The sequence below is a fragment of the Paenibacillus litoralis genome (assembly GCF_046244365.1).
Classification (GTDB): domain Bacteria; phylum Bacillota; class Bacilli; order Paenibacillales; family NBRC-103111; genus Paenibacillus_V.
Window position 1 is genome coordinate 7561142 of record NZ_CP176395.1, and the last position, 26186, is coordinate 7587327.

The 26186-nt window shown below is 56.5% G+C and carries 20 protein-coding genes and 1 pseudogene; 6 read left to right on the forward strand and 15 right to left on the reverse strand.

Annotated elements, in window-relative coordinates; translation table 11 throughout:
* Positions 1-30 precede the first annotated feature (30 nt).
* Positions 31-291, reverse strand: a complete 261-nt coding sequence (locus ACKGJP_RS31865; protein WP_409342762.1) for a hypothetical protein — start codon at positions 289-291, stop codon at positions 31-33.
* 198 nt (positions 292-489) lie between these two features.
* Here ACKGJP_RS31865 and ACKGJP_RS31870 point away from each other — a divergent pair, with 198 nt between their 5' ends.
* From ACKGJP_RS31870 to ACKGJP_RS31885, 4 genes are all read left to right on the forward strand, one after another.
* On the forward strand, positions 490-966 hold the full coding sequence (locus ACKGJP_RS31870) for a DinB family protein (RefSeq protein ID WP_409342763.1): 477 nt from the start codon (positions 490-492) through the stop codon (positions 964-966).
* Positions 967-1277: 311 nt separating this feature from the next.
* A complete protein-coding gene (locus ACKGJP_RS31875) occupies positions 1278-2042 on the forward strand; it encodes a class I SAM-dependent methyltransferase (protein ID WP_409342764.1) in 765 nt (254 codons plus the stop codon).
* A 20-nt stretch (positions 2043-2062) separates the two neighbouring features.
* Positions 2063-2995: a hypothetical protein gene (locus ACKGJP_RS31880; protein WP_409342765.1), complete on the forward strand. Its 933-nt coding sequence runs from the start codon at positions 2063-2065 to the stop codon at positions 2993-2995.
* A gap of 70 nt (positions 2996-3065) precedes the next feature.
* On the forward strand, positions 3066-3305 hold the full coding sequence (locus ACKGJP_RS31885; protein ID WP_409342766.1) for an NHLP leader peptide family RiPP precursor: 240 nt from the start codon (positions 3066-3068) through the stop codon (positions 3303-3305).
* A gap of 138 nt (positions 3306-3443) precedes the next feature.
* On the opposite strand, the gene ACKGJP_RS31890 is transcribed toward ACKGJP_RS31885, so the two are convergent.
* Positions 3444-5489: an ATP-binding protein gene (locus ACKGJP_RS31890; RefSeq protein ID WP_409342767.1), complete on the reverse strand. Its 2046-nt coding sequence runs from the start codon at positions 5487-5489 to the stop codon at positions 3444-3446.
* 199 nt (positions 5490-5688) lie between these two features.
* Complete coding sequence (locus tag ACKGJP_RS31895) at positions 5689-6690, reverse strand: Gfo/Idh/MocA family protein (RefSeq protein ID WP_409342768.1); 1002 nt, start codon at positions 6688-6690, stop codon at positions 5689-5691.
* 500 nt (positions 6691-7190) lie between these two features.
* Here ACKGJP_RS31895 and ACKGJP_RS31900 point away from each other — a divergent pair, with 500 nt between their 5' ends.
* Positions 7191-7493: a helix-turn-helix domain-containing protein gene (locus tag ACKGJP_RS31900; protein WP_409342769.1), complete on the forward strand. Its 303-nt coding sequence runs from the start codon at positions 7191-7193 to the stop codon at positions 7491-7493.
* A gap of 88 nt (positions 7494-7581) precedes the next feature.
* Here the strand turns inward: ACKGJP_RS31900 and ACKGJP_RS31905 are convergent, their stop codons facing one another.
* From ACKGJP_RS31905 to ACKGJP_RS31960, 12 genes and pseudogenes are all read right to left on the reverse strand, one after another.
* Positions 7582-8562 (reverse strand): glycosyltransferase, encoded by a 981-nt coding sequence (locus ACKGJP_RS31905; RefSeq protein WP_409342770.1) that lies wholly within the window; start codon positions 8560-8562, stop codon positions 7582-7584.
* 652 nt (positions 8563-9214) lie between these two features.
* Entirely contained in the window at positions 9215-10423 is a 1209-nt protein-coding gene (locus ACKGJP_RS31910) for a VWA domain-containing protein (protein ID WP_409342771.1), read from the reverse strand.
* A complete protein-coding gene (locus ACKGJP_RS31915; RefSeq protein WP_409342772.1) occupies positions 10424-12982 on the reverse strand; it encodes a DUF5682 family protein in 2559 nt (852 codons plus the stop codon).
* Complete coding sequence (locus ACKGJP_RS31920) at positions 12940-14031, reverse strand: AAA family ATPase (RefSeq protein ID WP_409347308.1); 1092 nt, start codon at positions 14029-14031, stop codon at positions 12940-12942. The genes ACKGJP_RS31915 and ACKGJP_RS31920 overlap by 43 nt, the downstream gene beginning before the upstream one ends.
* Positions 14007-15830 carry a HEAT repeat domain-containing protein gene (locus tag ACKGJP_RS31925; protein WP_409342773.1) on the reverse strand — a complete coding sequence of 608 codons (1824 nt, stop codon included), beginning with the start codon at positions 15828-15830 and terminating at the stop codon, positions 14007-14009. Before ACKGJP_RS31925 ends, ACKGJP_RS31920 begins: the two co-directional genes overlap by 25 nt.
* A 101-nt stretch (positions 15831-15931) precedes the next feature.
* On the reverse strand, positions 15932-17386 hold the full coding sequence (locus ACKGJP_RS31930; RefSeq protein WP_409342774.1) for an SWIM zinc finger family protein: 1455 nt from the start codon (positions 17384-17386) through the stop codon (positions 15932-15934).
* Between the two features lie 979 nt (positions 17387-18365).
* Positions 18366-18736 (reverse strand): annotated as a pseudogene (locus tag ACKGJP_RS31935) (SRPBCC domain-containing protein).
* Between the two features lie 172 nt (positions 18737-18908).
* A complete protein-coding gene (locus ACKGJP_RS31940) occupies positions 18909-20243 on the reverse strand; it encodes an AAA family ATPase (RefSeq protein ID WP_409342775.1) in 1335 nt (444 codons plus the stop codon).
* A gap of 2 nt (positions 20244-20245) precedes the next feature.
* Positions 20246-21676, reverse strand: a complete 1431-nt coding sequence (locus ACKGJP_RS31945) for an RtcB family protein (protein ID WP_409342776.1) — start codon at positions 21674-21676, stop codon at positions 20246-20248.
* 813 nt (positions 21677-22489) lie between these two features.
* Entirely contained in the window at positions 22490-22852 is a 363-nt protein-coding gene (locus ACKGJP_RS31950) for a hypothetical protein (RefSeq protein ID WP_409342777.1), read from the reverse strand.
* Positions 22853-23108: 256 nt separating this feature from the next.
* Complete coding sequence (locus ACKGJP_RS31955) at positions 23109-23909, reverse strand: TatD family hydrolase (protein ID WP_409347309.1); 801 nt, start codon at positions 23907-23909, stop codon at positions 23109-23111.
* Entirely contained in the window at positions 23893-24474 is a 582-nt protein-coding gene (locus ACKGJP_RS31960; RefSeq protein ID WP_409342778.1) for an RNA 2'-phosphotransferase, read from the reverse strand. Before ACKGJP_RS31960 ends, ACKGJP_RS31955 begins: the two co-directional genes overlap by 17 nt.
* Positions 24475-24813: 339 nt before the next feature.
* Between ACKGJP_RS31960 and ACKGJP_RS31965 the strand changes: the two genes are divergently transcribed.
* Positions 24814-26052, forward strand: a complete 1239-nt coding sequence (locus ACKGJP_RS31965) for an alpha-L-fucosidase (protein WP_409342779.1) — start codon at positions 24814-24816, stop codon at positions 26050-26052.
* Positions 26053-26186: the final 134 nt, after the last annotated feature.

The following is a 26186-nucleotide window of genomic DNA, read 5'->3' on the forward strand; positions in this document are numbered from 1 at the left end:
GACGACAACGTCATGTTCAGCTTTTTGATGTTATAGCTTGCTTTTGACCGCGTCTACGAAGAAATCGAACAGCTCGTCGTCCTCTTCCAGCGCTTCCTCTACGGCTAGAATATCCTCTTCCGCCCCCGAAGCCTCCGTAAAGATCAGACTGTAGCTCCAATCGTTTCCTTTTTTGCTTTGCAGCGTAAGCTCGTAAGGCGTCTTATGCCCCGTTACTTCAAAAAGGACGCTTCCTACGTACCCGTTCTCATCGTCGCGCGTCGCGCGGACTTCTTTAATGTTTACTTCCATTCTTATCACCTGTTTTCCATAGTGTCCTATTGATTATGCGTTCAGTATACCACGGAAACGATTACGCTCAAATCTTGGAATCCCCGAAAACCCTATACGCTTACTATATTTTAGTCCCTACTATTTTTGATATTAACGGTGGATTGCTGTAAAATGGAAAAGTATGATTCCCTATAAAACGTTAGGAGAGTGAGCCACATGTCCCAAACGACAATCAAAACGGCTATTACCGTGCGCCAAATGGTTATCCGTCTAATCGACGCGATTCCCGAAGAACTGTTCGATGTGCAGCCTGCCGCCTTTAACAACACCATCAGATGGAATCTCGGCCACATCGTGACCTGCCTCGACGGCTTGCTTTCCAAGGGTCTTCCTTTCAACTCCGAGCTGCCGGAAAGCTATCCCGCCCTGTTCGGCACCAAAACCAGGCCGTCCGAATGGACCGTTACGCCTCCGTCCAAAGAGGAGCTGGTGCAATATTTGAACCGGCAGGTTGCCGGACTTTCCGCCGTTTCGCCAAGCGCTTTGGAAGAAAAACTGCAGACTCCGATCAACTTGGGGCCGATTACGTTCGAGACGGCCGGCGAGCTGTTCGCCTTCACGACGATCCATGAAACGATGCACTCCAGCGCCATTTCCGCTTTGCTGAGAGTAATTAAGCACGAGCAAGCCTAAGCAAGAAAGCACGGCATGATCCCGATTATCCGCTAATGAAGCCGCCATCTCCACCTCACAGTGGTTTTGGCGGTTTTTTTGTCCGGTAAAGCGTATGCTTCCTAAGAAGCTTTCCTCCTCTGGAAAGCTTGTAGGTACTCACGCAGGCTTTGCCTACGCTCCGCTCCCCGCAAAGTAATCGGAATACGCTGCGGAGAATAGCTTCCCATTTTGGGGGACTCGCATGTCTGGATAATTAATAGGTAAATCATGCCAATGATTAGGTATAATGGACTCATTGCTCATTCCGTCAAAATGAAAGGGATTTCGACATGACGACAAAAGTCGAGCTGTTCGATTGCATGCTGAATGTGACGGCGGAGCTCTTTTTCAATCTGGAAAAAGAGTTGTTCTGGCACGTCTACGCCGATCGTCCCGGCGATCTGCTCGATATCGGCTGCGGCAACGGAGCCTATTTGTCGAAGCTGCATACGCTGTTTCCTTCCATGCAGCTTACCGGCCTCGAGACGGAGGAGGGGATATTCCGCCGCGCGCTCGCCAAACAAACGCCTGGCATGAAGTTCCGCCATGGAAGCTTTGAGGATCTGCCTGCCGAAGCCATGTACGACATCGTAGTCGCAAGGCTCGTCATGGCGCATATTCGGGACCGGCGGCAGCTGTACCGCTGGCTGCAAGCGCACACGCATGCCGGAGCAGCCGTCATCGTTCTGGATGTGGAGGAGGACGAGCTCGACGGGATACGCTTGCCTCCCCTCTTTACGGCCCTTTACCGTTCGTCGCGGAAGGCCATCCGCAAGCGATCCCTGCTCCGCTTCAAGGATTCGCTTCGGCTGGAGCTCGAAGCGGCCGGATTCCGTCACGACGCGGCGGACACCTATGCCGTACATACCGGCCAGACAGAAGTAAGAGAACGGTTATACCGCTATATGCGGCTCGTGACCGAATCGCTGCTCGGAACGCCGCTATCCGCGGAGCGCGAATACGAACTGGACGTTTGGCGGCTCGACCCGAATGCGCATTTGGAGATTCGCATGTTCGGCATGACGTTTACGAAGCAGGAGCTATTATCCGATTAAGCAGGCAGGTGACGCGCACGATGCGCTGGTACGAGGATTTTGAGGGAGATTTGGAAGTGGTTTTCAAGCAGGCCGAAGATAGGGTTGCCCGCTTTCCGGCGCCGCTGAACCGCCGCGGCCTGGCCTACATGAACGGCTTTAATCCGCTGAGAAAGGGAAGCGCCAAAAACTACATCTGCTACCTGCTGCCTTTCTGGCTAAAGGATACAGCCCCGGTCACGATTGCCGAATGCCGCGCGCTATCGCTAGCGAACGTGTTCGTGATGCTGCATTTTTTCGTGCAGGACGATTTGATGGACACGCCTCCGAGCGATTGGAAAGAGCAGCTTGCGCTCGGCGGCTTGCTCCAGCAGGAATATCAGGATCTGTATCGGGAGCTTTTCCCGTCGGCCTCTCCCTTCTGGGCCTATGCCAGGAATCTGCTGCACGACTGGGCGCAGAGCGTGGTCTGCGAAAGCGACGACGATCCTTTCCTCCGCGATCCTCTGCGGATCGCCAAGAAAGCGGCGCCGCTGCATATGGCGAGCCTCGGCGCGCTCCTGCTTGCCAAGCAGGAGGACAGCATTATCCCTGTTACGGCGTTAGTCGATCGCGTACTCGTCACCCTTCAGATGGCCGACGATTGGGCCGACTGGCGAGACGACTTGGCGGACGGCAGCTACAACTGCCTGCTGTCCATGATCCGGGCGGAGCGGCAAAGCGGCGTAATGCCTGCCGTCGACGAGGTTAAATACGCTCTCTACACCGCCGGCGCGCTGACCCGCTATGCGGAACGCGCGTTGGCAAACCGGGAAGCGTTGGCCCAATCGGCCGTGCGGGTCCCATATGCGGAAGCTTTTCACGAGTCGCTCCTGGGACATTTGCTCCAGGATGCCGCGAATATCGAGGAGAAAAGAAGGAAACTCGCAGCAGGAGGATTGCACTATTTTTTGTCGAAAAATGCCAAAAATTAATAGATTTCATGCCTCGTCCATGATATATTGGGAATGGTAAACATAACCAATTCATGGGGAGGTTCTTTGTATGTCGGCAGAAGATATTTTGAGAAACAAGATCATCCAAAAAGCTTGGGAAGACGCAGCATTCAAAGCGAAGCTGCTCGCCGATCCGAAAGCGGCCGTCCAGGAAGCGTTCGGCATCGTGATTCCGGATTCCGTCGATCTTGTAACGGTCGAGGAAACGACAAGCAAGTTCTATCTGGTGATTCCGCCGAATCCGTCGGAAGTGCTGAACGGCTCGGCAAGCGCTAACGGCATGTGGTAATCCCAAGGATAAACGGAACAATCAGCGGAGGATATCCTTTTCTGACATCCGTACAAACAGCAGCAGCGCAGCCTCCCTCGGGATGCTGCGCTGAACGCGTTTCTCGATACTTCCTGCTGCAAGTAGGATGACAGACCCTCATAGCGCGTTCGGATTCGGCTTGATCGCTGTCGGAAACCGGATGATCGCCTCCGTCCCTACTCCTTTTTCGCTGCGGAACTGCAGCCGTCCTTGCATCACTTCGATAATGCGGAACGTTACCATCAAACCGAGTCCCGTTCCCTTCGTTTTATTCGAATAGTAAGGCTCTCCGAGCTTGATCAGCTCCTCGGGCTCCATGCCGATCCCGTCATCCTTTATGTGAATGAACGCCTCGCCGTACTCCTCATATGCCCAAATGTGAATCGTCCCGTTGTCCTTGAGCGCCTCGATGCTGTTCTTGATAATATTGATGAGCGCTTGCTTCAGCTTGGCCGAATTGCCCCTTATGTACAAGTGAGACGGAATGGTTAGCGTGATTTGTCCCCCTTGCAGATTGGCAAGCGGCACGAGAATGCCCTCGATGTGCTTCAGTTCGTCGGAAAGCTGCAGCACCGTCACATCCTCCAGCTCCGGCTTAGCGAACGTCAGGAAGTCGGTAATGATGTTGGCGGCCCGGTCCAGCTCCTCCAGCGCCAATTGCATATAGGCTTTCTCTTTATCGTTCGACTTCTCTCCGAGCAGCTGCAGAAACCCGCGGGTCACCTGAAGCGGATTCCGGACTTCATGCGCTACCGAAGCGGCGAGTTCGCTGATGATCGCCATTTTCTCCGATCGCTGCAGCCGGTTGTTATACAGCTCGAGCTCATGCGAGTAGTTGACGAGCTTCTCGTGATCCCGCGCAAAGCGCCGGCCGAGTATGGCGATCAGCCCGATGACGAAGCCGAGGACGCCGAACTTCCAAAGCACCAGATCGTAATTCTGAGCGCGCATATAGAACAAGACCAGGTCCGTAATGCAGGCCAAGGCAAATATGGCGAAGCCCGATGTAAAGATGACCGCATCTTTATTCCCCCGGAACGCATACACGAACGAATAACCGACCAGAAGAAGAAATTGGACGATCATCGTGACGCCAAGCAGCGTTACCGTAATGAAAAAATGCACATATTCGTATTCGTATGCGGTTAACTCGTTCATGGCCGTCAATAGCACGCACAAGAATGAGTAGACGACTTGAAACATGCGAAACATCCGGATAACGTTAAATTTGCCGCTGCCGAAGACGGTTTCAAAGAAGTAGCTGAGTGCGGGCAGGAAGACGAGCAGCGAGATGTCGAAGAGGAGGAACATCCGGTCCCCAACCTCTCCAAAAAACGTATACAGGAACGGAGAGTACGTAATGACCATAAGTCCGAGAGCCAGGATGACCAGGGAAAGAGAAAGCCAGCTTGTAAACTGGGCGTTTTTAAGAAAAAACGAGCAGATAAGCATCATCAAAGCAAAAAATATGAAGGCGCTGCCCAAGACAACGTCAATCAGGTTACGTTTCATGAAATTGTTCAGAAGCGTTTGATGGTCGCCCACCCGGATGCCGCTTTCGAGGCCGAGCCTCTCCCCGGACGTTTCGACGCGAATGTACAAAATTTTATTGGAATCCTCGGCGGCTAACGGCAGCAGCACTTTATTGACCTCATACAGATAGCTGCGCCGCGACTCCTGCAAGACCGTATCATCCAGATACACGGTATAGTTCTGAGCGTAAAGCTTATCGATCATAATCGCCGGCCTGCTCCATTCGAGCTCCGGAAGCTCCAGCTTGATCCATGCCGCCATAGCCTCGGCAGGCTTGACTGGAGCCGATTGACCACCCTCTACAGGAATCCAGCCCTCAAGCCATGACGTCTCCGCGGAAGCCCTCGCAAGAGGCGCGGCCGCCGACTTGTCGGTCTCTGCGGTTTTATCCCCTCCAGTGGATGCTTCTTTATAGGACGGCTTCTTATCTGATCCCGGTTCTTGCATCTCGGCGATCGCTTCCCGCGCATCGCCCGCACCGCCGTTCGCTCCCGTGTCCCACTTGATCTGCCAACGGGCAATCGTTTCGGTTTCGGGCAGTTTGTTTCCGCCGACGGAGCGGTCTACAAAAACGAAAGCAAGCGCAACCAAAAACAAAAAAAGAACGGCCGTTTTCGGTACAGCCTTCATTGCAACACCTCAAGCCATTATCATGATCACAGTGCCGACATTCGCCTGTGATATCCTATTTTCGACCAATTTCGTCATTCCCCTGCTAATAAAGACAAGTATTTAGGAAAAATATTACGTTTTTCGACAAAAAAATTCCTAAAAACGCCAAAAAGCCGTTCCCCTTGAGGAAGAAACGGCTAGGGCATAGCTTGTCCGATTAGGCGAATCGGTTGGAATCGGCGGGAAAAACAAGGCCCATTTGCTTTCTTGCTTCGTCCATAATTTCCATGGCTGTCATGGAATTGGCGAACGAATTCGTGTCGCACTCCGTTTGGCCGGCTTTCAGCAATGCAATAAACCGTTTCGCCTCGTAGTACATCGTGTTCGCGACCTGCTGTCTCGTGATCTCCTCGACGGATCCGTCCCGGTAGCGAATTTCGACCTTGCCGGGCTCGTTGATTTTGTCGATGACCATCGTCCCGTTTTCCCCTTGAATTTCGGCGGGCGCATACGAATGAGCGATCTTGGAATGCATGATTACCGCATCCATGTCCTCGTATTGAAGCAGGAGACTGCCTTCCCCGTCGATGCCGGAGCCGGAGCCCAGCAGCATGCCGTCCGCTTTCATCCGGTCCGGTTTGCCGAACAGGACGGCAAGCGGGTAGATGCAGTAGGTCCCCAAATCCATCAGCGACCCGTTGGAGAATGCGGGATTAAAGGCGTTGAGCACCGTCCCTTGCTTGTAGGCGTCATAGCGCGAGGAATACTGGCAGTAGCTCGCAAAATACCGCCGAACCTTCCCGAGCTTCGGCAAATGCTCCCTCACGGCCTGAAAGTTCGGAACCAGCGTAGACTTGAGCGCCTCCATCAGCAGGACGTTGTTCCGTTTGGCGGCATCGATCATCGCCTGCAGCTCGCCGGCGTGGGAGGCGATCGGCTTTTCGCACAGAACGTGCTTGCCATGGTTCATGCATAGGATCGCATGCTCCGCATGATAAGCGTTCGGGCTGGCGACGTATACGGCATCGAGCGCATCGCTGTCCGCGAAGGCACGCAAGTCGCTAAAAGCGTGCGGGGCCTCCATTTTCGCCGCGAACTCGTTCGCCCGTTCTTCCGTTCTGGAATAAACGGCCGTCAAGACGAACTCCCCCGTTTCGCGCGCCGCCTTGATGAACGACTCCGTAATCCAGTTGGTCCCGATAACGCCGAAACGTATCATAGAAATGACTCCCTTTCGTCATGTGGTGGTTAACGGCGGTTGAATCGCACTCTCTCATTTTATACATAAAGCGCGATCAGGGAAATGGCTCCTTTCGAAAACGGGCAAGCCAGCCGCTCCTCCGCATGACGTCATTAGAGTAAAGATTTTCGGGGAAACCGCTACTCGGAATCGTTTCGTGTCCGATTTTTCAATTCGCGCTCCGCTCTGTTTCGGGATCGGTATTCGAAAAAGCAAAACAGCACAAACAAAATGACCATGAATAACAGAAATACGCCTGGGTAACTCATGCTCTCCATTCCCTCCAGCTGCTGGAACCGCCCAACCGGTCTCTTGGCGACAAAAGCGGCAATGATCATGCAGTAAAGAAACATTACGTGTCTGTTAAAGTAAATGATATCTTTTCATATCGCCCGCGTCAAGTATAAAGGAAACTTATTGTGTCCATCCTAGTCGTGGAATCGTACCGTTTCCTATAATAGCTTGAGGAGGTGAGCGCTTTGTTCGGGAGACGATTAGCGGAATTGCGGAACCAGAGGGGCATGAGCCAATACGAATTGGCCGACCGCCTGCAGCTGTCGCGGGGACAAATCGCGAACTACGAGCAAGGAACTCGGGAACCCGACTTCAAAACGCTCATCCTGCTGGCGGATTTTTTCGAGGTGAGCCTGGACTTTATGCTGAGCCGGATCGACAAGCCGAACAGCTTGCGGCTTGATGAGGAGACGGTCGTCCTGAGCGCATCCGAAGCCGGGTATCTTCATGCGGCGCTGGCCATTTTTCGCAAATATAAGGACAAATGAGGAGCATGGAATGCTCTGTTATATAAAATGGCGTCCTGAACGTTTCCGCGTTCGGGGCGCCATTTTTGGGTTTCGCGGATGGACCGCATCAGCGCAAAATGCCGCGCCGGCGCAGGACGCCGATCATTCGCAGGGCACGCTGCTTATACGAATGCTTGCGTGCGGCCTTTTGCCCCGCTTGGCGAATGCGCTCCCGTTCCGCCGGATGCCGCAAATAATAAGCGACCAGCCGCGAGGTGTCGGCCGGCGATTTGGAGAGGAGCAGATGCTGCTTATGCTTGAACAGCCGTCTGATCTCGGGCGTGTCGTTCGTCAAAACAAACCCTCCCGAGCCGAGAATCTCGTAGGTGCGCTGCGTCACCTGCGTCAGCTGGTTTTGCAGAGCGATTACGATCTTCGCCGAGCTGTAAACTTTATTCGCCTGCGTATAGTCCAAATAGCCGTGGATCCATTTTTTTGGAATCGGCTTGCCGATAAACGGTTTCATTTTGCCCCAGTTTCTGCCCCAAAAGTCGACTCTGACGCCGCTGCGCACAAGCGGACGAAGCAGCCCCCGCAAGGATTGGATGCGGAAATGGCGCGGGTACCGCCGAAGAATGTTCGGATACGCATTGGCGACGACGCCTATGCTGCACCGGTATTTATCGCTGGCCGGAACGCGGCGGTGCACCTTCGGGTGATAGCCGAAATCCAGATGTGCGGCGCTGATGCCCATCCTCCGGTAGTCCGCAACCCGCGAGCGGCATATCGTGAACACAAAATCGGGCCGGGCCCCCCTGATATAAGGAAGCGTGAAAGACTTCGTATGCGTGGGATCCTCCGTCGCCCAGTACACATGGGGAATGCCCGCTTGCTTCACGGCATCCCGGATCCATTTACGCTTCCGTTTCGTATGCTCGAACGTCCATCCCAACGTGACGATGAGCTGGGGCCGAAAGCCGGCGATCAGCTTCGGAATCGTATGACGGGTCAACGGGCCCGATACCTTCACCTCATGACCGGCATCGCTAAATCCGTTCGGAAGCCCGTGAATCCACATCGGATGGCTTTCCAGAAACAGCACGCGCATGATGATAACCCCCCTTTGGGTTTGACCTGGCACAGCGGGACGGCATTTCGGCGGAGCGCTGCATGCAGAGCCGGCTTTGCCGGATACTATTATTCGTATGCCGGACAGGCGCCTTCGGGGGTGTGCGAATGTCCTTGCAGCTATAAAAAGGCGGGCGGCCGTGCGGGTTCAAGCTGCAACCGGCTTTGCCGTTCCACTGAAACCGAAACCGAATGCGGGCTACAACCCCATTGATTTCCCCCAACCCGGGAAGCAACAACAGAGAAACCGAGTAACGATTAACTCTACTTTTGTTGCGGAACGTCAGTGCCTTATTTGCAGCTGTAGACGCGTATATCGACGTATGGCGGAACTAGAATACCTTATTTGTACATTCGGATCGGTATTTCGAGCAGAACCGGACCAATAGCGAACCGTAGTTCCGCAACGAATCGAACTAGAGGGAAACACCGGCAAATAGCGTACCTGAGTTCCGCCTAGCGTCGGGCTTCGAACAAACACATGCTGCTCCTACGAGGGTTGACCGCCGACGTGTGACCGAGCACCGCGTGCCGCGATGGCACCGCGCGCCGGGAGGCGCGCGCGGTGCGGAAAGAAAAAGGAGCCGCAAGCAAAAGGACGATGCCGCCTCTTTTGCCTGTGCTCCCTATCGTTATCCTTTAGCCGCTCCCGCGCGAGCCGCCAAAGCTTGCAGATCGAGTCCCTTCAAGGCGCCCTCGATCAGCTCCGGCAGCAGCTCCGGCGTACAGCCGAAGCAAGGGATGCCGAACTGGGCAAGCTTCTTCGCCACATGATCGTCGTAGGAAGGCGCCCCCTGATCCGAAAGCGCCAGCAGGCACATCGCCTGCACGCCCGCCTGCTTCATTTCGCCCATGCGCCGGATGAGCGCCGCCTGATTGCCGCCTTCATACAGGTCGGAGATGAGGATGAACAGCGTTTTTTTCGGCTCGACGATGAACTGCTCGCAGTAAGCGACCGATTTGTTGATGTCCGTGCCGCCCCCAAGCTGAATGCCGAACAGCATGTCGACCGGGTCATGCGCGCATTGCTCGCTCAGATCGACGACCTCGGTGTCGAAGGCGACGACACGGGTGTCGAGCGAAGGCAGACTGGCAAAAATCGACCCGATGACGGAGGCGTAAACGACCGAATCGGCCATCGAGCCGCTCTGATCGATGTCGAGAATGACCGTCCATTCCTTGCTGCGCCGCGCCCGGTCGAAGAAGTAAAACCGTTCCGGGATGATTCGTTTGCGCTCCACGTCGTAGTGCTTCATATTTTTGCGGATCGTCGTCTTCCAATCCGTGCTGGCGAACGAAGGGAGCGGAGAATGCCGCCTGCGGTTCAGCGCGCCGGTCACGGCCCGGCGAATATCGTTCTCCAGCTTTTTCGCGATTTCGTCCACTACCGCCCTCACCAGCTGGCGCGCCGTGTCCTTCGTTTTCTCCGGGATTTTGCCCTTCAGCGCCATCAGCGTGGCGACCATGCGAACATCGGGCTTGATTGCCCCAAGCGTCTCCGGCTCGAACAGCAACTGCTTCAAGCCCTTGCGCTCGATTGCGTCCGCCTGGATGACCGACACCGCATCCGGCGGAAAAAAGGTGCGGATATCCGCCAGCCACTTCGCCAGCTTCGGCGAAGAGGCTCCGAGCCCAGCCTTCCGGCGGCCGCCGGAAGCTTGCCCCGAATCGAAGGCGCTGCCGCCCGACGTTCCGTCATAGATCGCGGCAAGCGCTTCGTCCATCAGCTTCGCTTCGTCGTCGAGCAGCGCACCGCCTTGTCCGTGGGCGCTCAGCTTCTCTTCCGCCGCTTCGCCGAGTATTAACCGCCATCGTTTGATCTGTTCCTGACGCTCCATCATTTACAAATCCCCAAAGTCGAATTCGTTAAGCTCATCCAGCATCCCTCTTTCCTCATCGCTCAGCGGCCGCTGCAGAAGCTCGCCCGTCTCCAGGCCGCCCGCTCCCCACTGCTCGCCGAGCATCTCCGCGATCGCCGCCTTCTCCCGCGGTTCGAACGAGCCGAACGCCCTCCGCAGAAACAGCAGCGACCGCCGGAACTGTTCGCCGTCCAGCGACGAAATATACGTGTCGAGCTGCTCCCATAGTCCTGCCCGCGACAGCAGCGCATACCGGTTGCGCATCGACAAGCCTTCGAACCAGCCGGCCCCGAGATCGGCCGGAATGCCCGGCGACAAGCGCCGCGATACCTCCTGCGCCGTCTGCTCGCTTCCGACCTGATTCCGCTCCAGCAATATGGCGAAGGCAAAACCAGACAGCCTCGCATTTCGGTCGTCTCGGGATGCAAGCTCCCATAATCCCTTCAACCACTGTCCGTCGTCGACCTCTTCCGGAAAATCCTGCGAAACGGCATGCATTTCGTTCATCGCCGCCAAGATTTCGTTCGACGCTTCCTCGCTGCAGGCCGCTGCGTCCACGAGCAGCAGCGCTCCCCTGAGGAATAGCTGCTGCATAAGCGGAACAAGCGAAGCCGTGTCGGCCTTGCGGATATCGCCGTAACGGATAAGTACGGACAGCTCGCGGGCCGCTGCGGCGATTTGCGCGAAGCTGCCCGCGTCGACGGCGAGCCGCTGCAGCGTTTGTCTCGCCTGCTCCATCGCCTCCGGCAGCCCGCATTCGCAGGCCGCTCTGACGATGCGCGACGCTTCGCGGATGTCGCCGCAGCGCTCCAGCCTTTCGCCTATGACGAAGGCGGCGGCCAGCTCGACCGTTTCGCCCTTCAGCGTCGATTCGACCAGCTGAATTTCCGTCTCCGGGCTCCATCTCAGCACCCAATGCTCCGCCCAGGTCGCGCCGTCCTGCCGAATGCCCTGCTTCTTCGCAAAATCGATGTCGAGCAAAGCGAGCCGGTGAAGGAATACGGAGCGATGAAGGTCGATAAACGCGGCCTCCTCCGACTTTACCCGTCGGTTTTCACGCAGGTCGAGCTCCAAATCGGCAGCGACGGCCGACTTGTATTTGTCCAGCTTCAGCCGTTTGAGATGCCGGTTCAGATCGTCCTGTATCGGCGTCTGGCTGACGCCCTCCGGCAAGCTTCCTATAGCGGTTCCAACGTCTGTCCGCGCCAGCGCCTCGGAAATCGAGGAAAGCTCCCCGAAGCCGAGACAAACCGCAGCCGCGTCCCGCAGATCCTTCCAAGTCGGCAAGCTGCCGCCGTGAAGGGAAGCAAGCGATTCCGCCAGCCGAACGCCTTCGATGACGGACGCCGTGGACCGGAACGTCCCTTCGGCGCGCAGATGAGCCGCGACCTGCGACATGTAGAGCGAGGGCATTTTGGCCAAATCGCCGTGCCGCATGCAAGCCCACATCAGCTCGTAGTAGGCGGGTGCCGGGTTGCCGGCCCCATAGCCGGAATGCGTCGACAGCTTGTAGTAGGAATACGGCATGAGCGTCAGCTTTGTGGACGAGCGGGGCAGCTTCCGCAAGGCGGCGTCGGTCATGCCGGGCTCGGACAGCGCCAGAGCCGACGCGTGGAAAGCGCCGGTCACGACGACGATCCGGTCCGCCGGACAGCCCGACTCGATCGCCTCGCGGATTTGCCTGCGCATATACGCCTCGCGAACGGCGTTCACCGCCGTCTCTCCCGGATCGAACTCGTGCTCCTCCCGCTCCGACAAGCCGCGCATTTGCCGTGAAAACTCCAATATCGCGCTGCGGTAAGCATCCTTGTTCATATTGTGCTCGAAGTGGCGTTCCCAATAGCTCTCGTAATCGGGCTCCTCCGCCAGCTCGGCAATGCGTCCGTACACGGCTTGCTGCCGCCGGTAGTAGGCCAGCAGCCCGCTTTGCCGTTCCTCCCGCTGCTCCTCGGGCAGCCCTTCGCCGCCGAACGTACGCTTGCCGTACAGCGCCACCGCCGCATCGGAAGGCAGATCGATGAAGGCGGCCTGCGCCCCGTTCTCCGCCGCCCACTGGAACGCCTGATATTCCGGCGAATAAGAGGCGAACGGGTAGAGGAGCGTACGCACCGGCAGTTGATCGGTATAGGCCAAAATGGCGACCGGCGGCACGACGCCCCGCGACGTCAGCTGCTCGATCAGTCCGCTGGCGTCGGAAGGTCCCTCGACCAGAACGAGCGAAGGCCGGACTTCGTCCAGAAACGCCCGCAAATGAACGGCGCCGCCCGGCGACAAATGCCGGATGCCGAATATATGCGGCTGGCCGCTTCCCGCGGCTGAGCGCCGCGTACCGGACTCGCTCGGCTCAAGCGTCCGGATGCGCCCTTCGCCTGCAGCCACCGTTTCTGCACGGCTCTGCACGCCCGACGCTTCCGCTGCTACTTCGTCCCGCGTCCCTTGCGGCATGCCGGCTTCGCTAAGCGGCTGGACATCGGAACGCCCGGAACCGCGCGCGGCTTTCAATTGTTCATCTCCCGGCATGCGTTGTACAGGCTCCGCCATTCCGATCCCCGCTTTTTCATCACATTCTCCAAATACTCTTTCCAGACCGTCCGGTCCTTCTCATCGTCCTTCACGATCGCCCCTTGCAGGCCTGCCGCGATGTCCTCCTCCTCGATCCGCCCGCTGCCGAAGCTCGCCGCCAGCGCCATGCTGTTCGTCAGCAGCGAGATCGCCTCCGCCGTGGAAATAACGCCGCTCGGCGGCTTCACCTTCTCCTTGCTGTCGAGCGTCACGCCGCTGCGCAGCTCGCGGAAGATCGTGACGATTTTGCGCACGGCTTCATCTTCCGGCAATGCCGCCTTCAGCTCGTAGCTCGCGGCGATTTCGGCAACCCGCTTGCGGACGATGTCCACCTCGGTTTCGAGCTCGGAAGGCGCCGGCAGCACAACGATGTTGAACCGTCTTTTGAGCGCCGCCGACATGTCGTTGACCCCACGGTCGCGCGTATTCGCCGTCGCAATGATCGAGAAGCCCTTCGTTGCGTTGACTTCCCTTGCCAGCTCGGGGATCGAAATCGTTTTTTCCGACAAAATGGAAATCAGCGCGTCCTGCACCTCCGAGGCGCAGCGGGAAATTTCCTCGAAGCGGGCGATGCCCCCGGTTTCCATGGCGCGGTAGATCGGGCTTTTGAGCAGCGCTTCGTCCGAAGGGCCGTTCGCCAGCAGCATCGCGTAATTCCACGAGTAGCGGATCTGCTCCTCGCTCGTCCCGGCCGTCCCTTGAATGACCTTGGACGAATCGCCGTGGATGGCGGCGGTCAAATTTTCGGACAGCCACGATTTGGCCGTCCCCGGCTCGCCGATCAGCAGCAGCGCCCGGTCGGTCAGCAAGGTGGCGATGGCGATTTCCACCAGCCGCCGGTTGCCGATATACTTGGGCGTTATCGTCACGTCGCCAACCTTACCGCCCGTAATGAACGTCAATACCGCGCGCGGCGACAGCTGCCAGCCGGCAGGCCTCGAATCGTTGTCGCTCCGCTTGAGCGCCTCCAATTCCTTTTCATACAGCTTTTCCGCAGACAGCCTCAAAACATTTTGCTTTTGATCCATGCGATCCATCCCGCTCCCTTCTCATGATCCGTTTCTTTGTCTTTCTCATCCTCATTCTTCGCCCGCATCCATTCCACAGCCTCGAGAAACTGTCCTTTGATCCCCTCGTAGGCGAGTCCGGACGCCACCCGCTCGAGCCGGTCCGCGTAAGCGCGGGGAAGCCTGACAAGCAGGGCAAGCTGCGTGCGGTCCAAATAATAAATATGCTTGGCGTTCGTTTTCTCCAGCACGTCCATGAGCAGCTCCGGCGCATCCCGGTGGCCAAGCCTGAAAAGCGCGGCCAGCAGCTGCACCGTTCGCGACTTGTTAAAGTTCGGCGTCGCCTCCAGCTTCTTAAGCAGGTACTCGGTGACCTTCCGGTCCGGCTGCCGGGCGAACCGGCACACGAACTCCTCCTCGTCGATATCCACGAACAGATTCACCCACCGCGAGTCCCAGCGATCATGCGATTGCGGCTCCGCGGCGCCTTCCTCCCGGTCGTCGTAGGGAGCGGCCAGCGCTTCCGTCAACCCGTACAGCGCCCGCAAAAGCTCCTTGCCTGCCGCAGACTTTTTGCTAGCAAACTCCCCGGCAAACCGGTCATAGACTTCGCCGGGCTGCAGGGTCAAGACCGCGGCGCGGAAGCTGTACGCGGCGAAGCGCCGATTCCAGGCCTTCTGCAGCGACAGCAGGAAATCGTAGGCCTCCGGCCGCTTCATGTCGAGCAGCAGCTGCGCGGCATAGTCCTGCACGGCGCCGGTATCCCGAGCCATAAACGTCTTATCGCCAAGCAGCCGCTGCAGAAAGGCCGAGACGGTTGCGTCCCGTCTGCCTTCCAAGCACTGTACCGCGGCATACAGCCGCGGAATCGCTTCGTCGCCCGGCTTGCTGTCCTCCAGCCGCTCCAGCAGCTCCTCTGCGACCTGCAGCAACCGTTCGTTCAGCCGCTCGGACGAGCACTGCTGAATGGGCTCGATCGCGATTTCCTGATCTTTGTCCGCAAGCGCCCTCAGCAGCCTCTCCACCGCGGCGTCGGATTTCAAACGCGCCAAGGCGGATAGTGCGGCGCGGCGAACTTCTTTCTTCTTGTCGTCCGCATGCTGCAGGATGAGCGGCTCCAGCTCGGGATAATCGCCGAGCAGCTCGATCGCCGCCGTCCGCACCTCCAGCGAACCCTCGGCAGCCGCCTGCACGACAAGCTCCCGCTCCCCCGAGCCTGCGAAACGGTGAATAAGCTGCAGCCTGCGCGCATCGCCTTTGCCGCCGTGCAGCTTAAATTGCTCCTTGAGCAGAGGGAGCGCCGAAGCGCCGAAAGACGGTACGACCGTTTGCGCCATATACTCGGCCAGCTCGGCGAAGCTGTCGTCCAGCGCCGCAATCGCCGGGACGAACGTTCGGATATCTTCGAACAGCTTCTCCTCGAACCCTTGGCGGACGACCTCGTAGCGTCCCTGCCCCTTCTGCGTGAGCGCCTCAAGCAGAGGCTTCAGCTTGCGGTACGGCACCTGCGTCAAACAGGACGTTTCCGCGGCCCGGACCGGCTCGGGGCTGCCCTTCGCATCCGTTTGGCCCTGCGTGTACAGGACGGCATGCAGCAGCGTGCCTAGCTCAAGTAGCTTCGCCGAAGCTTGCTCCGCGCCAGCCTGAGTGAGCTGCTTAACGTCCTCGGCCAGCCGAGCGAGCACCGGAGCGCTTTCGCCGAGTTTCTCCAGCTGCGGCAGCAGCTTGAGAAGCCGCGCGTCGCCCGCCGCCATCCCGCTTCCGGCGATAAACAGCCGGCGAACCTCATTGTGAAGCTCGCGTAATACTGGTATGCTCATCGGATGTTCTCCTTTAAAACGTATCGATGGTCAAGTTATCGGCACGCCTGAAACAACTTCCATGCCTATTTCAGATGCCTCGACGCGCCAAAATGTCTTAACTAGTACAGCAGCCGGATTCGTTCCTGCCCGGTGATCAGCGTAAGCGGCTGCGCCATAAGCCGGCCGCTCCCCAGGTCGTGCTCGAACATGACCAGCATGACCTGATCGCGGAAGTGCTCCCGCTTGAGCAGCGGCAGCAGTTGAACGGTCGGATGCTGCAAGCGGCTAATGTCGCCGAGCGAGATTCTGTTCCCCCGCTCGTCTTCCAGCGCATAGGCTTCATCCAGCTTTACGATCTCCTTCACATGCAGCAGGACGACCGGATGCTTATCCGCCAGAGGATGCTTCAGCTGGTTCTTTACGAGCTTCACGGCTTCCGGATAAGATCGCCGGGCATATCCGCGAACCGCGGCAAAGTCTTGGCTGTCCGGCTCCCGAAAGGTCGCCTCCTCCCAGCGCGCCCTTGGATTCGCGTCACCGGGGTAGTAGAGCAGCTCCTTCGTTTGCGCGACAAGCTGGAACGTGTCCTCTTCCTTCATATGCTTGACCGCCCGGTACGGCCGGTAGTTCCGGTTGGCGTACACTTTGCCGGACGCCAGCTCCACCCAGAAGCCCTCATCCACATACTCGCCCCGGGCATCGTCTCCGTAGGAGCGGAAGGCTAGCTGCAGCAGCTTGGCATCCCGCAGGCCAAGCCCGCTGTCGCGCAGCTCGGACAGCTGCCAGGCATGGCCGAGCCGCTCCTCGATAGCCGTGTCGGTCGCCATCGGCGTCTCCGGGTTTTCCTTCTTGACCGTCAAATAGTCCCGCCCGCGCTTGGCAAGCGTCTGCAGAGCGGTCAGCTTGTCTACGGCGTCCGTATAAACCGGCTCGCGCTCGCCTTCTCCCTGAAACAGCAGCAGAAACTCGCGAAAAGCGGACTGTACGCCCGGCACATAATGATTGCCGAGCTGCTTGGCCTGCTCTTCGAGCATGCGCGCCGTTTTTGCGTCGATGCCGCCGAGCCCCGTCTGAACGATTTGACGGAGCAGCTTGTCGAGCAGCTCGATGCCCTCCAGCTGCGCGGCGATTTTTTTGGTCAGCGCGGACTTGTTCGTCTTCTTAGCGACCGGCGGCGCGTCGTCGTCTGCGGATGCGGCAGCCGCTTCCTTCTTCTTTTCCTCCCGCTTCTCGGCCTTGTCCCGTTTCCCCGCAATATCTTCGGGGATGTCCTCCGTATGAAAGGAGCTGCCGCCCGCATAGGCATACAGCAATCCCAAAATGTGCTTGCACGGGAACTGACGGCTCGGACACGAGCAACGAAACACCGGGCTCTCCGGCTTCACGAAATCGACGGAGCACCGGTACGGCTCTTTCCCGCTGCCTTTACACTCGCCGAACAGGAGCGTCTCGTCCTCAGACCGGCACAGCTTCGGGAAGCTGTTCTTTTTGGCCAAATCCCGTCCGTTCTTCATGGCGGCGGCGTTCAAAGCGAGCGAATCCACATAAGCTTCGGTTACAGCTGCAGCAGTCATCGTATCCCTCTCGAACAAAATAGTTTTGGTGTTTCTTCCTTACCTTACATAACGGCTATCGGCGGGCAAATGTTTCGCAACATTTCGTCGCATCGCCGCTCCGGCAGCGTATTTGCGCATGCTCTTACCCCTTCCGCCTGCCGGACCCGTTTCCCTTCCGAGTCCTTCAACGATTGTATGAACATTAGCGCCAAATTACGACCACTTCCATGAGAAAAACGGCTCTCGCTGCATTTTGTGGGGCCATTGCGGCTTCCTGTAATTGCGGTAACTGTCATTCGGCAAAGCTTCGCTTGAAGCTGCTGATTAGACGATGTCAGAGACTTCTATTGTTCAATATTTATAGATGCTTGGATAAATAAGAGCCCCTAGGGACTGCTAAACCGATCAAAACCCGGTAAAACCCGATCTTTTGGCTTATCAAGAGTCTTTGGAGGCTTCTAATTTCCCCGATTTCCGGAAAATGCTTGAATTAAGAGTCCTTTGGGGCTCTTAAACTTCGAAAAACCGAGCGCTTCATGGTACGCGCCGGCCCCTCTCCGCCAAAAAAGTGCTCCACGCCCGGCACTCCCTCTATACCGTGAACGCCGTACACCGTGCTCCACCCCCGTCAACCCCTCTATACCGCGAACGCCGCACACCGTGCTCCACGCCCGGCAACCCCTCTAACCGTGAACGCCGCATACCATACTCCACGCAGCAATGCCGCTCCCTTAGCCTACTTTACCGGGGGAAGCGCCAAAACCTCTCAACTAAACAAAAAAAGCATGACAACTCTCCAAGAGTTGCCACGCCCTATACGCCGGATTCTATTTTCCCGCAAAAATATGCGGAATCTCGTTGTCTTTTGAAAATAAATTAATAGACTCGATGTGTTGAATCCGCGCGGATTCTCGGATCAATACAACTCCTGTTTAATCACTGCTTCAGCAAAGCGCATGCCGATGTCGGCATGCGCTTCTAAGGCTGCGAAAGTTTCTTAATCTTCTTTAGCCGTTTCCACATATTTTTTGAAATTGTCCAAAATCGCCTGCCACCCGGCTTGCTGCATCTCGGCAGCGTTGGTCTCTTTCTACCGTCGGCGATCGTATAGGAGATACTCTCGTTAATGCTCACCTCGTCGTATACTCCGCCAAAATCAAATCCAAAGCTGCCGTCTTTTGCTTCCATTCTTGAGACGAATTTACCGCCGGCCTTTAGATCATTCTCGGCGTATGGCGTGTGCCAGTCATCGGAAGCCTTACTCCATTGTGTGATATGCTTCGGTTCCGTCCAATATTTCCATACGCTTTCGACGGGACAATGAACGATTGTTTCTACTGTTATCGTTACCGGATTACCTGTTCCCATTACATAACCTCCTTGGTGGTTAAAATACACAATTTACATAAGCCTATTATAGCATGAAGCGGCAGCTAAGTTTCTTTTCGATTGCTATTATACAAGTCTACCCGATATTATTTTCCTATGGGTTACAACGATTCTTTTCCATAGTCATTCCAATATTGCTATAAATGCTTCACTACCCGAGCTCCGCCGAGAGAAAGCCGACCCGCGGTTCCGATGCCTCTTTCAGCCACTGATGCGTGCGGCCTTTATCATGCTCCGTCTTCATGTTCCGGACGATCGCGGCCAAGCCGACACGCCGCTCCTCGTGCCACTCCAGTGCCGCCGACACGTACAGCTCGTTCAGCTGCGCGAACGTGAACCCGTCCGTCATCTTCACGGCGTCCCTCAGCCCGCCATCCTCCAGCAAATCCTGAAGCTTTTTTCGCTCCAAGTATGCCAGTCTTAGCTCCGCAGTCGGCAGCTTAATCTCGTAAGCCCGGTCGAAGCGGCCCGCCCGATTCATCAGTGCCGGGTCGATTTTCTCCGGATAGTTCGTCGTACCGATCAGAAAAATGCCTTCCTTCGACGTCGCGCCGTCCAGCATATTCAGAAAATAGGACCGGACCTGCACCGGCATGGAGTCGATATCCTCGATTACCAGAATCATCGGCGCCTTCTTCACCGCGGACTGAAATACCTCCTGAATCGATTCGCTGCACGTGTACTCGGTAATTTGCCAGTACGCCACCGGCGCCTTGACGCTGCCCGCTATCGATTTGACGAGCGTCGTTTTGCCGTTCCCGGGCTTGCCGTACAGCAATATCCCCCGCTTATACGGAATACCGTAAGTTTGAAAGAAGCCGCGATCCTCCGTAAAAAACTGGTCGATGGAGCGAAATATTTCTTTTTTCAAGTCGGCGTTCATGATCACTTCTTCCCGTTCCACCATGCGCGTCATCGGCACCAGCTCCGTCTCGATCCCATGGCGGCTGTCCGTATAGATAGTCACGCTGCGCCTGTCTTGCTCGCGGAGGCGTTCCCGGGAGAAACTCAAAAACCGCAATAACGCCTCGTCGTCCACGGCAAACACGAAATCCTCGGCAAATATGCCATGGTTCCGAAAAACCGGCACCCGGGCAAGCGCCACTCCCCAGGCGGGATAAGCAAACACATTATTGCGAACCGACGGAAAAATGCGGTGTCCCGCTTCCCCGCCTTCCGTATCGTAAGCGAACGCCCGGGACTCGACTTGGTCGAAAATGCGCATGACCACCTCCACCTCTCCGTCATTCGTGCGGATATCCTGCTCCAGCATGGTCCAATATTCTTCGTTGCCGTCGTCGCTGGCATACATCTGAAACTCCTTCCCGTACTTGACGGAAAGCAGCATCTGGATCTCCTGAATGACGTAGGCATAGTCCTCGTACAAAGACAGCTGTTTATTAGGGGAAGCCGCAAGCTTGATGGCCGCAAACCTGCCCTTTGTCATTTGTTTGATAGGGTTAATCTTCCTTGTTCTTTCGCTCATGGTTATGCTCCTTTTACGGTCGCCAGCGGCTTGCATTTGGCTACGACTTCCGCCAGACCCGCCCCGACTACGCTTTCTATGATTTGATCCACATCTTTATAGGCTTGAGGCGATTCGTCCACAATCGTTTCGAGCGACCGCTGGTTGACGACGATTTCGTCTTCCGTCCCCACACGCAGCGACGATGCAAACTCGTCTACGGTAATAAGCCGCTTGGTCGCGCTTCTCGAACGTATGCGGCCGGCGCCGTGACAAATCGAATGATAGTTGCTTGCCCCTTCCGGCCGGCCGACCATTAAGTAAGAAGCCGTCCCCATCGAACCCGGTATAAGAGCCGGATGGCCTGTCGCCATGTAAGGCGCAGGATTGTCCGGATGCCCCGCCGGAAGCGAACGCGTAGCTCCTTTGCGGTGGACGAAGCAGGAAACGCCTTCGTGCTTTTCCTCCCATGCGTAGTTGTGCATCAGATCGTACAGAGTCGTCATCTGAAACTTCGAGCCGAACACCTCCTGCCCGGCCTCGCGCACGGCATATGCGATCAAATGCCGATTGACGACCGCATAGTTCAGAGCGGAATACATCAGGTTCACATAGGTTTGCGCGGACGGATGGTCCAAGGGAGCGAACACCAGCCTCGGGTCGGCGGTGCCGAGCCCGGCGGCGCGCATCGTTTTGGCCATATCGGTGCTGCAGTGCTGGCTGACCGCCCCTCCCCAGGCGCGCGACCCGGAGTGAATCATCACAATGACCTGTCCGTCAAAAAGCCCCCACGCCTCTGCGACTTCCCGGTTCTCCTCCGCAATCTCGACCGCCTGGATTTCCACGAAATGATTCCCGTTCCCTAACGTGCCGAGCTGTCTGTGAGACCGGTGCCAGACATTAGCCGGCAAGCGGTCGAGCGCTTCGTGATCGAAATAAAACTTGCTGTGCTCCACATGCGTGAGCGAAGTCGCCTTTCGCGGCGTGAAATGGTCGGGGACGTATTTTTTGGGCAGCCCGTGCAGGCCCTTCGTGATGACATGCTCCAGACGGATATCCGAAAAATGCCCCCGCGCATGCTCCTCTACCGGCATATTCCGCTCGATCGCTTTCACCAGCTTGCGGCGCAGCTTCACCTCTTTCAGCTCGTCGCGGTGCATATTGGTCAGATGAACACGCATCCCGCAGCCGATGTCGCTGCCCACGATCGACGGGGACACATACCCGCCCCGCGCTTCCCATACCGCCGTCGTGCCGATGCACGTACCGATGCCGACATGAACGTCCGGGGTGTAGCTCATATACCGCTGGTTCGGTATTTGCAAATTGTTGTTAGCCATCTCGAACACCTTATAGTCGAGTGCTTCGTATAAAGACGGTCCGGCGTACACGTGCAGTAGCCCGGCCGGAAGCCGTACTTGCCTGTAATAGGCTTCGTTTATGATTGTTTCCATATTGGTAAAACCCTTTCTGTTGGTTTGTAACGTTCACGCTATGCGATGTATGCAAGACACACTGCTGCGCTTCTTTGAACTTGGGTAACTGATTAACTACTGCAAACTACTAGAAACTCAGGTAACCTCACACTGGGGTACTGCGTACTTGAGTAACTACGAACTTGGCTGACTCTGAACTTAGGCAACTCCGATTTAGGTAACTCCAGACTCGGGCAGTAACTGCGACTTGATAACTCCGAACTTGGGTAACTCTGAACTCGGGCAACTCCGAATCAGGTCCGTACTTGGCTAACTCTGAACTTGGGCAACCCGAATTTTAGGTAACTCCAAACTCGGCCATCCTACTAAATTGGTAACTCCGAACTTCGGTAGCTCCGAATTCAGGTCCGAACTTGGCTAACTCTGAGCGCAAGCAACTCCGATTTTAGGTAACTCCAAACTCGGGCAGTAACTTAGGTAACCCTGAACTTAGGTAACTCCGAACTTGATAACCCTGAAATTGGTTAAACTGCAAACTTGGGTAACTCTAAACTTGGGCAGCCAGAGGCAAGATTGTCTCTTAACCCGCTAGTCGGCCCTTTATTGCAACCTTCCTCAGCTTAATGAACCCAGGTTCACTAATAGTGAAGCAAAATTCACTATTCTCCCTGTTTCTCCCTCAAAAGCCTCAATAGTGAACCATCGGTCGCTATTTTCCCGTGACGTTCACTAATAGTGAAGTTTGCTTCACTATCTTCCCGATGAGCTTCACTTCAAGCCTGAATAGTGAATTTATGTTCATTATTAGTGAATCTGCATTCACTATTTTGCTTATTCTACTTTCCTCCTTGCGGAAAACCGGCAAAAGGGAAGGGGATCTCCAGAGAAACGCCCAGCATCCCGGCAGAAATCATCGATTGCCGAACTCCCTCTCCCTGCCGGGTCTGGATCGCGGCTCACATCGGCGTATTCCTGATATAACAAAAAGACCGTAGACGCATCGTCCACGGCTCTCTTGATTCGGCTAAGAAACGGATCATTTCCCGGGTACGGGAAATAATCCTCCTCTATCATGTTTCTCCGTAGAGGCCGATGAGCGATGAACGTTCGTGTGCAATTGGCGGCATGCTGTTCGACATCAAAATACGTGCGGTCATCGTCGTCGGCCTCCTTTCCTTTAAGTACTTTTATCATAGCGGTGCCGCCACGGCCGGTCAATCGCTCCGGAGCGGAAAGATTGGTTATAACAATCGTTTCCCGCAGTCCGTGTCACCAACATGTTGTTCGACGCTCCACGGAACAGATTCCGCTGGCTCGCCCTTTTTGTCCGCTCCGTCCCTCCACTCCACCATCGGCTGCTCCCGTGCCCGCCATGCTGCCCTGCGGGATTCGCTTCCGCTGGCTCGCCCCTATCCGGCTGTTCCGACGCTGCGCCATGCAGCCGCGCCCCTTAAATACCGAAGAACGTCCTCGCCGTTCTCGTCGTCGACTCCGCCACTTCGTCAAAGCTTTTGTCTAGGCACCGGGCAATCGTTCTGACGATATGCGGCAGGAATGCCGGCTCATTACGCCCGTCAGCCGGCTTGTTCGGCAGGTCGCGCGGCGTCAGAAACGGGGCGTCCGTCTCTACCATGAGCCTATCCGAAGGAATCAGCCGCACGAGCCGGCGAAGGTGGCTGCCGCGCCGTTCGTCGCAAATCCAACCGGTAATGCCGATGTACAGCCCCATGTCCACGTACGCGCGAAGCTCCGTTTCACTGCCGGTAAAGCAGTGCACCACCGCCCGCCCCAAACGATCCCGATGCTTACCCAGCACCGCTTTGAAATCCCCAAAAGCGTCCCGCTCGTGCAGGAACAGCGGCATGTCCAGCTCGCACGCGAGCCGAACTTGTTCCTCAAACCATTGGCGCTGCACGTCACGGGGCGAAAAATCGCGGTTGTAATCGAGACCGCACTCGCCGATCGCCACTACTTGAGGCAGCTTCGCAAGCTCGCGCAGCCTTGGAATCGTCCCTGCATCGCAGCTCTTCGCGTCATGCGGGTGGATGCCCGCCGTCGTATACAGCTTGCCGGGGAACCTGCCTGCATAACGGGCGCCCTCCTCACTGTTGCGCATATGCGTTCCCGTAAGGACGAGCGGCCACACGCCTTCCGCCTCCGCATGCGCCACGACTTGGTCGCGATCGTGCTGAAACGAACGATGCGTCAGATTCACGCCGATATCGATGATTTGTTTATTCATGCTCATCATTCTCCTTTCCTTCATTCGAACAGATCCCGCAGCAGGATGACGGAACGAAATCCGCCAGCCACACTTCATTCCCTGCGTAATAGAATGTCACTCCGTGCCCTTGCGCCTTGCGCGTATCGACGGCCAGAATAACCAATTCCCCTCTTCTGCTCCCGGCAAGCTCGGCAAAGCCCGTTCCTTCGGATAGATGAACGTATTGCCGGCCCATCGAGCGTATCCCCTCCCGCAAAATCGAGGGCGCCGCCTGAACGTTCGTCCCATGATATAGAACGGCGGGAGGATTGCCCGGCTCGTATTTCACTTTGTCGTGACTGTGCCCGTATCTGGCGCGAATTCGCCGCTCCTTTATTTCAAACCGCTGCTTCTCGCAGCGGAGCACCGTCTGTTCGATGTCCCCGCTCGTTACCCAAGACCACTTGGGCTGCGAACGAATCACGTCTAACAATTCATCAAGCGTGCACGATCCGTCCGATGGCTCCAGAACGAGGCCGTAGTCCTCAGGCGTGTGACGCAGCAGCTTCGTCATGAACTTGCTCAGACGCGTTTCTTTTTCTTTGCTCAACATGATTTCCCTTCCCCTTGCTTCTAGCTTTATATCCCCATTATACCGATTCCGAAGGGGATCGAACGGTAAAGAATGGTTACTAGCCAAACCATCCTTTAACGAGGCAAAGAGCTTGCATAGCCGTCATCTGCCGCTAGGCCGCCTTCTCCCAGGAACCGTTCCAAGAACGAGTGTCGGGATTTTCACCTTCCTGGCTTACCAGGAAGCGAACGACGGCTATTTCCGACAACAAGAAAAAAGGAAAATAAGCATTACGCGTTGAACAAAAAGAGCACCGGATGAGCGGTCGTTCATCCCGGTACTTCTTCTTTAACGACCGATAACAGGAGGTATTCCACGATGGCGATTCCGATTCCGGAACCGAGAATAGCGAGGTTCGAGAAGCAGGCGTTCGGCATGTTCATTCACTGGGGCCTATACTCTCAGTTGGGACAAGGCGAATGGGCCCAGCACATCCAGAACATACCGATGAACGAGTATGCCAAGCTGAAGGATACGTTCACAGCCGGCCATTTCGACGCAGAGAAGATCGCCATGACAGCCAAACGCGCCGGCATGAATTATGTCGTGCTCACCACGCGGCATCATGACGGGTTCTCGCTGTACGATACGAGAGGCTTATCCGATTTCGACGCGCCGCACAGCGCCGCCAAGCGCGATCTTGTCGCCGAGTTCGTCGACGGCTGCAGGAAGGCCGGCGTTACCCCCTTCTTCTATCACACGACGCTGGATTGGTACCAGCCGAGCTTCAACGAGAATTTCGATGCGTATTTGGAATATTTGCGCGCTTCCGTCGAAGTGCTCTGCACCCATTACGGCCCGATCGGCGGCTTATGGTTCGACGGCAACTGGAGCAAGCCGGATGCGGATTGGAAGCTGGACGAGCTCTACGGCTCGATTCGCCGGCTGCAGCCGGATGCGATGATTATCAACAATACAGGACTGGATCACCGTGGAGAGCTCGGCCATCCGGAAATCGACAGCGTCACGTTCGAGCAAGGACGCCCTTCGCCGATGAAACGGGACGGTATGAGCAAATACATTTCCTCGGAAATGTGCCAAACGATGAACCGCCACTGGGGCATCGGCAACCGCGATTTCAATTATAAATCGACGGGCGAGCTGATCGAGCATCTTTGCGCCTGCCGCAAAGTGGGCTCCAACTACTTGCTCAACGTGGGACCTACCGCCGAAGGCGGCATCCCGCTCATGCAGCAAGCCTTGCTGGAAGTGATCGGCGATTGGCTTGCGCTTCACGGCAAACCCGTTTATGAAGGCAAGCCGAGCCCTATCAGAGGCCAGGGCGACAACTTCGCGCTGGAGACGGAAGACGGCTCGACCTACTTGTTCATCCACCGCCTTTCCATCGACGGCCATGCGAATGTCACGACCGGCGAAGGCGGCACCGGACCGAAATCTTTCGCAGGTGTGCATCGGAACGTCCGGAGCGTACGCTGGCTGGACAACGGCGAAGAACTGAAGTTTACCCATGACTCCGAATCCGGGCTGCTCTGCTTCCACGCAACCGGATACCCGTACGGCGACAATCTGGTCGTACGCGTGGCGGTCATATCGTAAGAATGGCAAAACCGGCTGTTCCCCCATCAGGTATATAACGTTTCAAAATGCTCATCAAGTGTTTCCTATCGCAGAAAATGCCTCCAACACCGCTTGAACAGCGGGTTTGGAGGCTCTTTTTATGAATATGCGAA

Excerpts from the sequence above, each read along its gene's own strand:
- ACKGJP_RS31865 (WP_409342762.1), bottom strand. The coding sequence starts at position 291 with ATGGAAGTAAACATTAAAGAAGTCCGCGCGACGCGCGACGATGAGAAC.
- ACKGJP_RS31870 (WP_409342763.1), top strand. The coding sequence starts at position 490 with ATGTCCCAAACGACAATCAAAACGGCTATTACCGTGCGCCAAATGGTT.
- ACKGJP_RS31875 (WP_409342764.1), top strand. The coding sequence starts at position 1,278 with ATGACGACAAAAGTCGAGCTGTTCGATTGCATGCTGAATGTGACGGCG.
- ACKGJP_RS31880 (WP_409342765.1), top strand. The coding sequence starts at position 2,063 with ATGCGCTGGTACGAGGATTTTGAGGGAGATTTGGAAGTGGTTTTCAAG.
- ACKGJP_RS31885 (WP_409342766.1), top strand. The coding sequence starts at position 3,066 with ATGTCGGCAGAAGATATTTTGAGAAACAAGATCATCCAAAAAGCTTGG.
- ACKGJP_RS31890 (WP_409342767.1), bottom strand. The coding sequence starts at position 5,489 with ATGAAGGCTGTACCGAAAACGGCCGTTCTTTTTTTGTTTTTGGTTGCG.
- ACKGJP_RS31895 (WP_409342768.1), bottom strand. The coding sequence starts at position 6,690 with ATGATACGTTTCGGCGTTATCGGGACCAACTGGATTACGGAGTCGTTC.
- ACKGJP_RS31905 (WP_409342770.1), bottom strand. The coding sequence starts at position 8,562 with ATGCGCGTGCTGTTTCTGGAAAGCCATCCGATGTGGATTCACGGGCTT.
- ACKGJP_RS31910 (WP_409342771.1), bottom strand. The coding sequence starts at position 10,423 with ATGATGGAGCGTCAGGAACAGATCAAACGATGGCGGTTAATACTCGGC.
- ACKGJP_RS31915 (WP_409342772.1), bottom strand. The coding sequence starts at position 12,982 with ATGGCGGAGCCTGTACAACGCATGCCGGGAGATGAACAATTGAAAGCC.
- ACKGJP_RS31920 (WP_409347308.1), bottom strand. The coding sequence starts at position 14,031 with ATGGATCAAAAGCAAAATGTTTTGAGGCTGTCTGCGGAAAAGCTGTAT.
- ACKGJP_RS31925 (WP_409342773.1), bottom strand. The coding sequence starts at position 15,830 with ATGAGCATACCAGTATTACGCGAGCTTCACAATGAGGTTCGCCGGCTG.
- ACKGJP_RS31930 (WP_409342774.1), bottom strand. The coding sequence starts at position 17,386 with ATGACTGCTGCAGCTGTAACCGAAGCTTATGTGGATTCGCTCGCTTTG.
- ACKGJP_RS31940 (WP_409342775.1), bottom strand. The coding sequence starts at position 20,243 with ATGAGCGAAAGAACAAGGAAGATTAACCCTATCAAACAAATGACAAAG.
- ACKGJP_RS31945 (WP_409342776.1), bottom strand. The coding sequence starts at position 21,676 with ATGGAAACAATCATAAACGAAGCCTATTACAGGCAAGTACGGCTTCCG.
- ACKGJP_RS31950 (WP_409342777.1), bottom strand. The coding sequence starts at position 22,852 with ATGATAAAAGTACTTAAAGGAAAGGAGGCCGACGACGATGACCGCACG.
- ACKGJP_RS31955 (WP_409347309.1), bottom strand. The coding sequence starts at position 23,909 with ATGATGAGCATGAATAAACAAATCATCGATATCGGCGTGAATCTGACG.
- ACKGJP_RS31960 (WP_409342778.1), bottom strand. The coding sequence starts at position 24,474 with ATGTTGAGCAAAGAAAAAGAAACGCGTCTGAGCAAGTTCATGACGAAG.
- ACKGJP_RS31965 (WP_409342779.1), top strand. The coding sequence starts at position 24,814 with ATGGCGATTCCGATTCCGGAACCGAGAATAGCGAGGTTCGAGAAGCAG.